The 8,620-nt window shown below is 26.7% G+C and carries 12 protein-coding genes; 9 read left to right on the top strand and 3 right to left on the bottom strand.

The window, feature by feature from the left end; all coding sequences use genetic code 4:
* The coding region (locus ACWXVS_RS03090) for a hypothetical protein (RefSeq protein ID WP_455995021.1) at positions 1 to 287 on the top strand (287 nt) is incomplete at its 5' end.
* A 26-nt stretch (positions 288 to 313) separates the two neighbouring features.
* Here the strand turns inward: ACWXVS_RS03090 and ACWXVS_RS03085 are convergent.
* Together ACWXVS_RS03085 and ACWXVS_RS03080 are read right to left on the bottom strand one after the other, a co-directional pair.
* Positions 314 to 742 carry a bis(5'-nucleosyl)-tetraphosphatase gene (locus ACWXVS_RS03085; protein ID WP_438340679.1) on the bottom strand — a complete coding sequence of 143 codons (429 nt, stop codon included), beginning with the start codon at positions 740 to 742 and terminating at the stop codon, positions 314 to 316.
* On the bottom strand, positions 729 to 1,256 hold the full coding sequence (locus tag ACWXVS_RS03080; RefSeq protein WP_455966076.1) for a hypothetical protein: 528 nt from the start codon (positions 1,254 to 1,256) through the stop codon (positions 729 to 731). The genes ACWXVS_RS03085 and ACWXVS_RS03080 overlap by 14 nt, the downstream gene beginning before the upstream one ends.
* 268 nt (positions 1,257 to 1,524) lie before the next feature.
* Between ACWXVS_RS03080 and dnaX the strand changes: the two genes are divergently transcribed.
* The 6 genes from dnaX to rsmI are packed head-to-tail and all read left to right on the top strand — an operon-like array spanning position 1,525 to position 6,634.
* Positions 1,525 to 3,495 (top strand): DNA polymerase III subunit gamma/tau, encoded by a 1,971-nt coding sequence (gene dnaX, locus ACWXVS_RS03075; protein ID WP_455995018.1) that lies wholly within the window; start codon positions 1,525 to 1,527, stop codon positions 3,493 to 3,495.
* Between the two features lie 30 nt (positions 3,496 to 3,525).
* Positions 3,526 to 3,819 carry a YbaB/EbfC family nucleoid-associated protein gene (locus ACWXVS_RS03070; RefSeq protein ID WP_438340682.1) on the top strand — a complete coding sequence of 98 codons (294 nt, stop codon included), beginning with the start codon at positions 3,526 to 3,528 and terminating at the stop codon, positions 3,817 to 3,819.
* Positions 3,819 to 4,409: a toprim domain-containing protein gene (locus tag ACWXVS_RS03065; RefSeq protein WP_438340683.1), complete on the top strand. Its 591-nt coding sequence runs from the start codon at positions 3,819 to 3,821 to the stop codon at positions 4,407 to 4,409. Before ACWXVS_RS03070 ends, ACWXVS_RS03065 begins: the two co-directional genes overlap by 1 nt.
* Before the next feature lie 8 nt (positions 4,410 to 4,417).
* Positions 4,418 to 5,059: a dTMP kinase gene (gene tmk, locus ACWXVS_RS03060; RefSeq protein WP_455966070.1), complete on the top strand. Its 642-nt coding sequence runs from the start codon at positions 4,418 to 4,420 to the stop codon at positions 5,057 to 5,059.
* Positions 5,059 to 5,937 (top strand): hypothetical protein, encoded by an 879-nt coding sequence (locus ACWXVS_RS03055; RefSeq protein ID WP_455994203.1) that lies wholly within the window; start codon positions 5,059 to 5,061, stop codon positions 5,935 to 5,937. The genes tmk and ACWXVS_RS03055 overlap by 1 nt, the downstream gene beginning before the upstream one ends.
* A complete protein-coding gene (gene rsmI, locus ACWXVS_RS03050; protein ID WP_455995015.1) occupies positions 5,927 to 6,634 on the top strand; it encodes a 16S rRNA (cytidine(1402)-2'-O)-methyltransferase in 708 nt (235 codons plus the stop codon). The genes ACWXVS_RS03055 and rsmI overlap by 11 nt, the downstream gene beginning before the upstream one ends.
* A 42-nt stretch (positions 6,635 to 6,676) precedes the next feature.
* Here the strand turns inward: rsmI and rpsT are convergent, their stop codons facing one another.
* Positions 6,677 to 6,940, bottom strand: coding sequence for a 30S ribosomal protein S20 (rpsT, locus tag ACWXVS_RS03045; protein WP_438340687.1), 264 nt, complete (start codon positions 6,938 to 6,940; stop codon positions 6,677 to 6,679).
* Between the two features lie 150 nt (positions 6,941 to 7,090).
* Between rpsT and ACWXVS_RS03040 the strand changes: the two genes are divergently transcribed.
* Positions 7,091 to 7,795, top strand: a complete 705-nt coding sequence (locus ACWXVS_RS03040; protein ID WP_455995012.1) for a YgjP-like metallopeptidase domain-containing protein — start codon at positions 7,091 to 7,093, stop codon at positions 7,793 to 7,795.
* 14 nt (positions 7,796 to 7,809) lie between these two features.
* Positions 7,810 to 8,451, top strand: coding sequence for a hypothetical protein (locus ACWXVS_RS03035; RefSeq protein ID WP_444705045.1), 642 nt, complete (start codon positions 7,810 to 7,812; stop codon positions 8,449 to 8,451).
* Positions 8,452 to 8,620 lie beyond the last annotated feature (169 nt).

Raw genomic sequence — 8,620 nt, 5'->3', positions numbered from 1 at the left:
ATAATAGTCCTTGAGAGTGAGATGAAGGCGCTGATGAGGTCTCTCCAAATGAACCGGACCATAATCAACCATGGGATGAAGATGATGAACCTAGTCAAATGCAAACTCAACCAAAAACAGAATCTAAACAAAAACAAGAACAAAAAAGTGAATCAACACCTTCTAAAAAAGAAATCATTATAGATGAAAAAAACAAAATAGATGGTCTTTTCAATGCCCATTTAGACTTTTTAAAGGATTACCTACCTAACATTGATATATTTGGTATCCCTGATGGAAAGAAATAATAAAAAATCTGGATTAAATCCAGATTTTATTTATTATATTTTCAACAATTGGTGATGTAGTAATTTACAGCTTTTTGGAGAACTTCCCGGTTTGAGTCATGAGTAATGCGATTCACCATAGCCTCCTCAATTCCAACTCACTCAACTATTTCTATTTCTCCCGGCTTATTTTTTATATCAAAATTTTTTGGTTTTGCTAAAAAAAATATAACATCTTTAGTTGTGTTTTTGAATGGAGAATATGTTGTTTTTTCTTTAAAGCCATCAATGATTTCAATATCAACATTTGTTTCTTCTTTAACTTCTCTTAGTGTTGTTTCGATCTCTGTCTCATTTTTTTCCATATGTCCCTTAGGAAAAGTCCAATGGCCGGCTGTTTGTTGAACAAGCAAAACATATAATTTAGATTCAATATTATTTAACACTACTGCGCCGCATGATTTAACGTATTTCATTTAAGATGCCACCTCTTTTTTTAATTGTAATATTTATTCCCAATATTGTAATTATATTTAAAATTAGAAGAGAATCAAAAATTAACTTGATTATTTTTAAATTCATGAATAAATTAATATTCTTTTCCCTACTATGTAGATTTTTTTGTAAGTAAGCATTTATTATAGCCTGGTGAGTCCCATTGATTAGAAATATTAGCAGAAAAAAAATTAAAATAAAAGCAATTAAAGCAATAACTAGACCAAAAACGGTTTTTAATAATTTATTATGATTAAGATTTTTTCTTTCCTTAAATATTGGCATATAGCTAAGGCTAGTTAACAACATAATAATATTTGTTAGTGTAATTATAGCTAATATTCCAATTAATAAATTTTTATTGATGTCTTTTTTTAATAATGCTGAAGCAATTATTTGTATAACGGATGCCAATAGAGCTACTATTACTAATACAAAGAAAGTGTAGAAATTGCGCTTGATTTGTGACTTGATTAGGTTATCAATTTTATTCATATTTATTATTATATATATTAAAATAAATACTTTTTACTATTAGTTAGAACTTAGTAAATGTTTTTTAATTTCAATAATAATAGTTTGTTTTATGTTAACATGATTTTTTTAAAAAAAGAAGTTTTGATAATTTTTGCTTATATAATTTAATACAATAATAGCATAGAATACCTTTGCTTTTTTGATAGACCTTTAACTAAAGGTTATTGTGTTTTTTAAATTTAAAACATTGGTATAAAATATATTATTTATGTTTAGGGAGAGTTCTGTGATCACAAAAAAATATTTAGCTCTATATCGTCAATATCGTCCAAAGACATTTGAGGAAATTTGTGGACAACAACACATAGTAGAGACACTAAAAAATATTATTCATGAAAACAAAATTGGCCATGCCTATCTATTTTGTGGTCCGCATGGTAATGGTAAAACTTCGACAGCAAAGATTTTTGCAAATGCTATTAATTGTATCCACCGTAGCTCAGAAAGTCCATGTTTAGAATGCATTAAATCGATTGATAATAATATTGATATTATTGAAATCGATGCTGCTTCAAATACCGGAATTGAAGATATTCGAGAACTTAAAGAGAAAATCAAACATTTGCCTACAAATGGTAAATATAAAATTTATATTATTGATGAAGTCCATATGTTATCAAAAGCAGCTTTTAATGCTCTTCTAAAAACTCTCGAGGAACCGCCAAAACACGCTATATTTATTTTAGCAACCACTGATCCTCAGAAGATCCCGCTAACAATATTAAGTCGTGTTCAAAGGTTTAACTTTAAAAAGATTGATAAAAAAGTATTATTTAATCAGCTTGTTAATATCTTTAAGAGAGAAAATATAGTAGCAAAGGATGATGCCATTAAGTTAATTGTTGATTTGGGTAATGGCAGTTTTAGAGACACGTTAAGTATTGCTGATCAAGTTGCTATTTATTGTGCAAATGAAGAAATAACTAAAGAAGCAATAGAAAGGCTCTTTGGAATAGTAGATTTTCAAAATATCTGATACTTAATAAAATGTATATGTGCCAACGAGCATAAGCCTTTAATTAACAAGTTTAATTATTTGGTTGAAAATGGCGCTAGCATTGAAAAAATTGTTCTACAAATATTTAAGGCATTTAAAGACTATATAATTATGAAAAAAACTCATGACGAGTCATTATTAGAGTTTGCTAATAAACAGCAACTTAGTGAACTTGATATTGATGATGAAGCTTTATTTAAATATATAGAATTAATTCAAAGCGCAATAAGAGATTCAAAAAATTCTGATATTCCCAAAGAACTTATTGATCTTTATTTATTAAAGATGTCTTCTTATAAGAAAAATAATTTAAATGATGGGATTATCAAAAAAAATATTGAAGATAATAATTTTTCATTTAATAATAAAGAAAAAGTTCATCAAGATAATTTGAATAATGATTTCCAACTGGTTGATGACGAAAATGTTAATAATGATAATCATAAACAATTTAATTCAATTTTTGATCTTAAAAGCATTTCTAATCAATTTGAAGCTCCTAATGAAATTAGCACACAATCAATCAAAAAAGAGCTCAAAGATGTTGGAATTGAAGAAATAAATGTTGATCAATTGCTTGAAAAAACATCAGAAATTCTTATTGTAGAAACGGCCAAGGAATATGAGAATTCAGATTTATTAAATGATATTATTAGTGCTGAGTATAATGATCTTGCCCCTTCTAAGACTGTCGAAATCCTTAAGGCAGAGTTAGACCAAGATGAGGTTAATTCACTTGTTTTTATTTACCAATACGTGCGAATGAAGATTTATAATTACGATTCCAAGGCTAAGACAGATATTGATACTATGTATTACAATATGATTGAAAGAAGAATTAAGAAGGAACTTGGATATTTGATTCCCTTGTTGACAGATTTTAAAATATTTTATAGTATTGATGACCTCATTGTTTTAAAAGGTGAAGACATTGCAAGGGTTCATCAACTAAATTTAAAAAGAACTAGTCCTGATTTTATTGAGGCTGTTAATAGCATTTTTGGCAGATACACAAATGTTGTTGCAATAACGCGTAACCAGCTTGATAATGCTATAAAATATTGTAAAGAAAATTGAGCAAGCAAAAAAGGTGAAGAAATTAAAATTATTAATTTGCCAAATTTAGATAAGTATAAAAATAAACAAAATCCCAATGTAGAATTTGCTAAGAAATTATTTGGCGATATTGTGAAGACATAAGGAAATTAAAAAAAAGTAAGGAGAATTATTATGAACATTAATGAAATGTTAAAGAATGCAAAGAGAATTCAAGGAGAAATGGAAAAGGATGAGCAAGCTGTTGCTCAACAAAAGTTTGTTGTTGAAAAGCAAGGAATCAAGGTTACAATGAGTGGCCAAAGAAAAATTACAGAGATTATTATAAATGAAGCATTAATAGATCCTGAAGATCCTGAATTAATACAGGATTTAGTTATGCTTGCAGTTAATGAGGCTCTTGAAAAAATTGAAGCTGCATATGATGAAATTGGGGCAAAGTATTCAAATAGCGGGTTACCATTTTAATGAATTTACAACTTAGAGATAAAATCGTTGAAGCTCTAAAGATGATACCTGGTATTTCAAAAAAGCAGGCAGGCAAAATTGTGACTTATTTTCTTGAGGTTAATCCAGAATACACAAGTACATTGTTTTTGGATATTATAGACTTACAAAAGCAAACCAAGAAGTGTACACAATGCTTAGCATATACTACTAAGGATATTTGTGATATTTGCTTAGATAAAAAAAGAGGTAAAAAACTTTTTGTAGTCCAAGATAACAATGATATTGAAAAAATTGAGCAGTTGGACATTGAAAAAGGCAAATATTTTGTTTTTAATGAATATATCAATACTAAACAAATTAGTAATGAAACAACTAAAAAAATCAACCATTTATTAAGTGTAGCATCAAAAAATGATGAAATTATTTTAGCTTTAAATACTGATATAAATGGCCAAATAACAATGAAATTTCTTGAGAAAAAGATACGAGATGAATTAAAAAATAAGGATCTGTATCAGCTATCTGTTGGTATTCCTTTTGGAATGTCAATCGATGCCGCCGATCCGATTTCGTTAAAACAGTCAATATTAAACAAGAAAAAGGTGTAGGAGTATTTATGGGTCGAACAGGTAAATTTATTGCTTTTGAAGGCATGGACGGATCTGGAAAAACAACTATTATTCAAATGTTAAAGAATGATCTTATTAAGGATGGATTAATTGATAATTTTGTATTCACTAGAGAACCAGGATCTGCTTTTTCAAAAGAGGCTGAACACATTCGACAATTAATTCTTGATAATGAAAATTCATTTAGCTCGATGGTTGATGCTTTGCTTTTTGCGACAAGTAGACGCCTAAATCTTGAAAAAGGTATATGGCCTGCCTTGCAGGAAGAAAAACATGTAATTACAGATCGCTATACAACATCATCATATGTTTATCAAGGAGTTTTAGGTGAGGCTGGCTTGGAAAAAGTGGAAATAATTAACCAAATAGCAACAAATAAAACTGAACCTGATTTAATAATATTTTTTGATCTTGAACCTTCTGTATCGGTTGAAAGAATTACTAAGATGCGTGAAGGAATGGATAGATTCGAGACTTCCGATGTATCATATTATTTTTCTTTGCGAGAGGCTTATAATAAGGTTATTGCAAAAAACCGCTCTAGATACCGTGTTATTGATGCAAATTGTTCTATTATTGATTTATATGAGAAAGTTTTAGAAATTCTTAAAAAAGAAAATATTTTATAATGATTGATTTTGTTTTTAAAAAAATAATTGATAACTCTCTCTTAGAGCAAAAATTAGGGCAAGTTTATTTATTTTCATCAAAAAATATTAAAAGTTTTGATGAATATTTTTTATATTTTATTAATAATGTTAATGGTGAATGTTTTGAAAAAATTAGCGACATTAAACTAGGCGATATTTACTTTTATGTGGATGGAAGAAAAAATACAATTGGCAAAGAAAATATTCTTGATGTTATGAATGAAACAACTGAAACATCGTTGTTATCTAAAAATAAGAAAAAAATACTAATAATTGACACTGTCGAAAATGGTACACAGCAATCACTTAATAGTCTCTTAAAGTTTTTAGAAAATCCACCCCAAAACACCGTTGTTTTAATGTCTTGTAATTATATTTCTCAGGTTATAAGTACAATTAAATCACGTGCATTCATTATTGAATTAAATAATACCTTAAATACAAGAGATATTAATGAATTTAAGCCATTTAAGAATTTTTTTGTTCATACAAATAGTGAATATAATGAAGACATTATTCCTATTTTTACAGAATTAAGCAAGTCAATAGTTAATTCCAATAAAGAGCCACAAAAATTATTAGTTAAAATTATTAGTCATTTTAATTATGATAATAAGGAAGTAATCATAAATTTTATGATCATGGCATTTATGGATATATATAAAGTAAAAAAAGGATTTAATGATTTACTAATCTTGAATGATTATAAAATACAACCAACATCATTTGATTATGTTCCTATTTATAAAATATTATGTGTTCTTCAAGAAACTAAAGTAAATCTAAAAAATGCAGCAAACTTTAATCTACAAAAGGCTATTTTATTGTTGAAATTAGAGGAGTTCTATGGAGTTTAAAATTTATATCGTTGGAACCCCCATTGGAAACTTAGAAGATATAACCTTACGCGCTATTAGAATTCTAAATGAAGTCGAAATTATCTTGTGTGAAGATATAAGAGTAAGTAAGAAGTTATTAAATAATTTTAAAATAACAGGCAAAAAATTGATTTCTTATCATAAGTTTAATGAGAAAGAATTGACTCCCCGTGTTATTTCCTATATATTATCTGGAAAAAAAGTTGCTTTAATTTCTGATGCTGGTATGCCTTGCATTTCTGATCCTGGTTTTAATTTAATTAGTGAAGCGAATAAAAATGGAATTTTTGTTGATGTTATAGGGGGAGTTACTGCATTTACTCATGCATTCATAAAATCTAACTTTGGATCTACATTTAACTTTATTGGTTTTTTGAAAGATAAAAGTGGTGAGAGAATTAATCAGTTAAAAAAAATTAATGAGGGTGTTTATGTGGCGTATATATCGCCATATAAGCTAATAAGTACATTAAAAGATTTTGATGAAGTTTTTTCTAAAAAAGTTGATATTTACTTATGCAAAGAGTTAACTAAACTTTTTGAAAAAGATTATCGCGGGACTCCAAATGAAATTATTAAATTATTAGAAAATGAGCCAATTAAAGGCGAATATGTAATTGTCTTTAATATTAAAAAAGAAAAGCATATTAAGATTAATAAATATGCAAAAAAATAAAAACCGGAATTTTCCGGTTTTTAAAAAATTATTTATTAAGAATTAATTCTTTGATTTAGCAATAAATGCATCTAAACGGCTAGCTTTTCTTGCACCATTATTTTGGTGTAAAACACCCTTTGAAACAGCTTTATCAATTTCATGGTGTGCTTTAGCAACTAATTCAGCTGCTTTTTCATCTTGTGATGTTGCTGCTAATTTAGCTTTTTTGATAGCAGTCTTTACAGTTGATTTAATAGCTGAGTTACGTGCGTTAGCTTTTTCGTTAGATAATATTGCTTTTTGTTTTGATTTAATGTTTGCCATTTTTTTGCCTTTCTTGCTAAAAAAAATAATTAGCATACTAATTTTACATAAAAACGCAATATTTTTTTGTATTTAGTTACTATTTTTGTTTTTTGTTACTTTTTTTAATAATTACACATTATTTATTTTAATTTATTAAAATATTTTTATATGAAAAGCCCTAATATGACTGTTTATAGAATAATAAATAAAGAAAAATATTTAATAAAACTTTATTATACTTACGATAATTCCTTTTTGCTATTGCAAGAAAATAATTATTATGTTTTGCAAGGTTCAATTATAAAATTATGCTCGAAGGAATGTTGAAGGTTTGTGGATGAAACAATATTAAAAATAACTCAAAAAATCAATATTGATAATCAATATTTTCTTGGTGTTGATTATAATAAGAAAACATTTTATTACTTAGGCAAAAAAGTTAATTTTAAAATAAGAGAAAATCTTATCATTTTTGATGATAAAAAATTTGAGTCAATAAAAATCTCTAAAAAAATAACTCCTTTATTAGCTGAAACTTATGTAAATGATCAATTGAATAAAAAACTAATTGTTGTATTTAAATTTTATGCTGATGAAGCATATAAAAAAATTGTTGGTGAAGAATACAATCTAAAATTTATTGTTATGAAAAAAAATACTTCATGAGCTTCAATAAATATAAGGACGCATAGGATAAGCATATGCAATAAATTAATTCATTTTAGTGAAGAAATAATAAGATATGTTGCCTATCATGAGGTCTGCCATATAATTCATCCAAATCACTCAAAAGCATTTCGGGATTTGTTAGAATCATTTATCCCCAATTTTCGTGAACTTGATAAAAAACAAAAAAGACACATTTTAGTCTAAGGAGAAATTTATAAATGGAAAAACAAGCTGTGGTGTTGTTGATTGTTATTTACACAATGTTAGCAATAATATTAATCATTGACTTAATTTTTATTATAAGACATTTTAAAAATAAAAAAAGAAGTGAAATGCAAAATGAAGAAAGTGAAATTAATAAAGTTGATCTAAACACCGAAATTAAGAAAATAAGTAGGTTTATACCTAACACGAAATATATAAAGGAAGGTAAATATAGACCTGAAAAATTTGACTCCTTTATTAGTGGTGCCCTAATCATAAATAGCTATGGTCTTTTTGTTATTAAAAATATAAAAGATAATGCTATGCTAGTTGAAGGTGATTATAATAATCGTGAATGGTTTTTGACTACGCCCAAAGCCAAATATTGTATTAATAACTTATTTTGGGATTTGAATAAAAATATTGATAATTTACTTCCTTTACTTCCTAATAATCTTCCAGTGATTGGCATTTTAATATTTGAAGATATCGATAAAATTGATATTAATAATTATCCAGGATATTTAGGCTTCTCTAAACTCAAAGATTTATCAAGTTTTATGAATGATGCAAAGCGCCAATTAAAGCCTATAATAACTCCTGAAAATGTTGAAAAAATTGTTGAATTATTAAATAATAAACGTCTTGAATTTTAGTTTGATGTTCTTATAAGAAGTATTGCTAAAACATTGCTTGTTTATTGAAAATGATTGCTTTTTTAGTATTTAGTATCTTAAAAAAATAAAAATTGTTTATATAAATGAATTAAATCGTTAAATTGCAACAAAAATGAGCCACCTAACATATATAGTAAAATGTTATAGG

The sequence above is a fragment of the Mycoplasma sp. 327 genome, from assembly GCF_053851655.1.
This window is presented reverse-complemented; position numbering and strand designations above follow the sequence as displayed.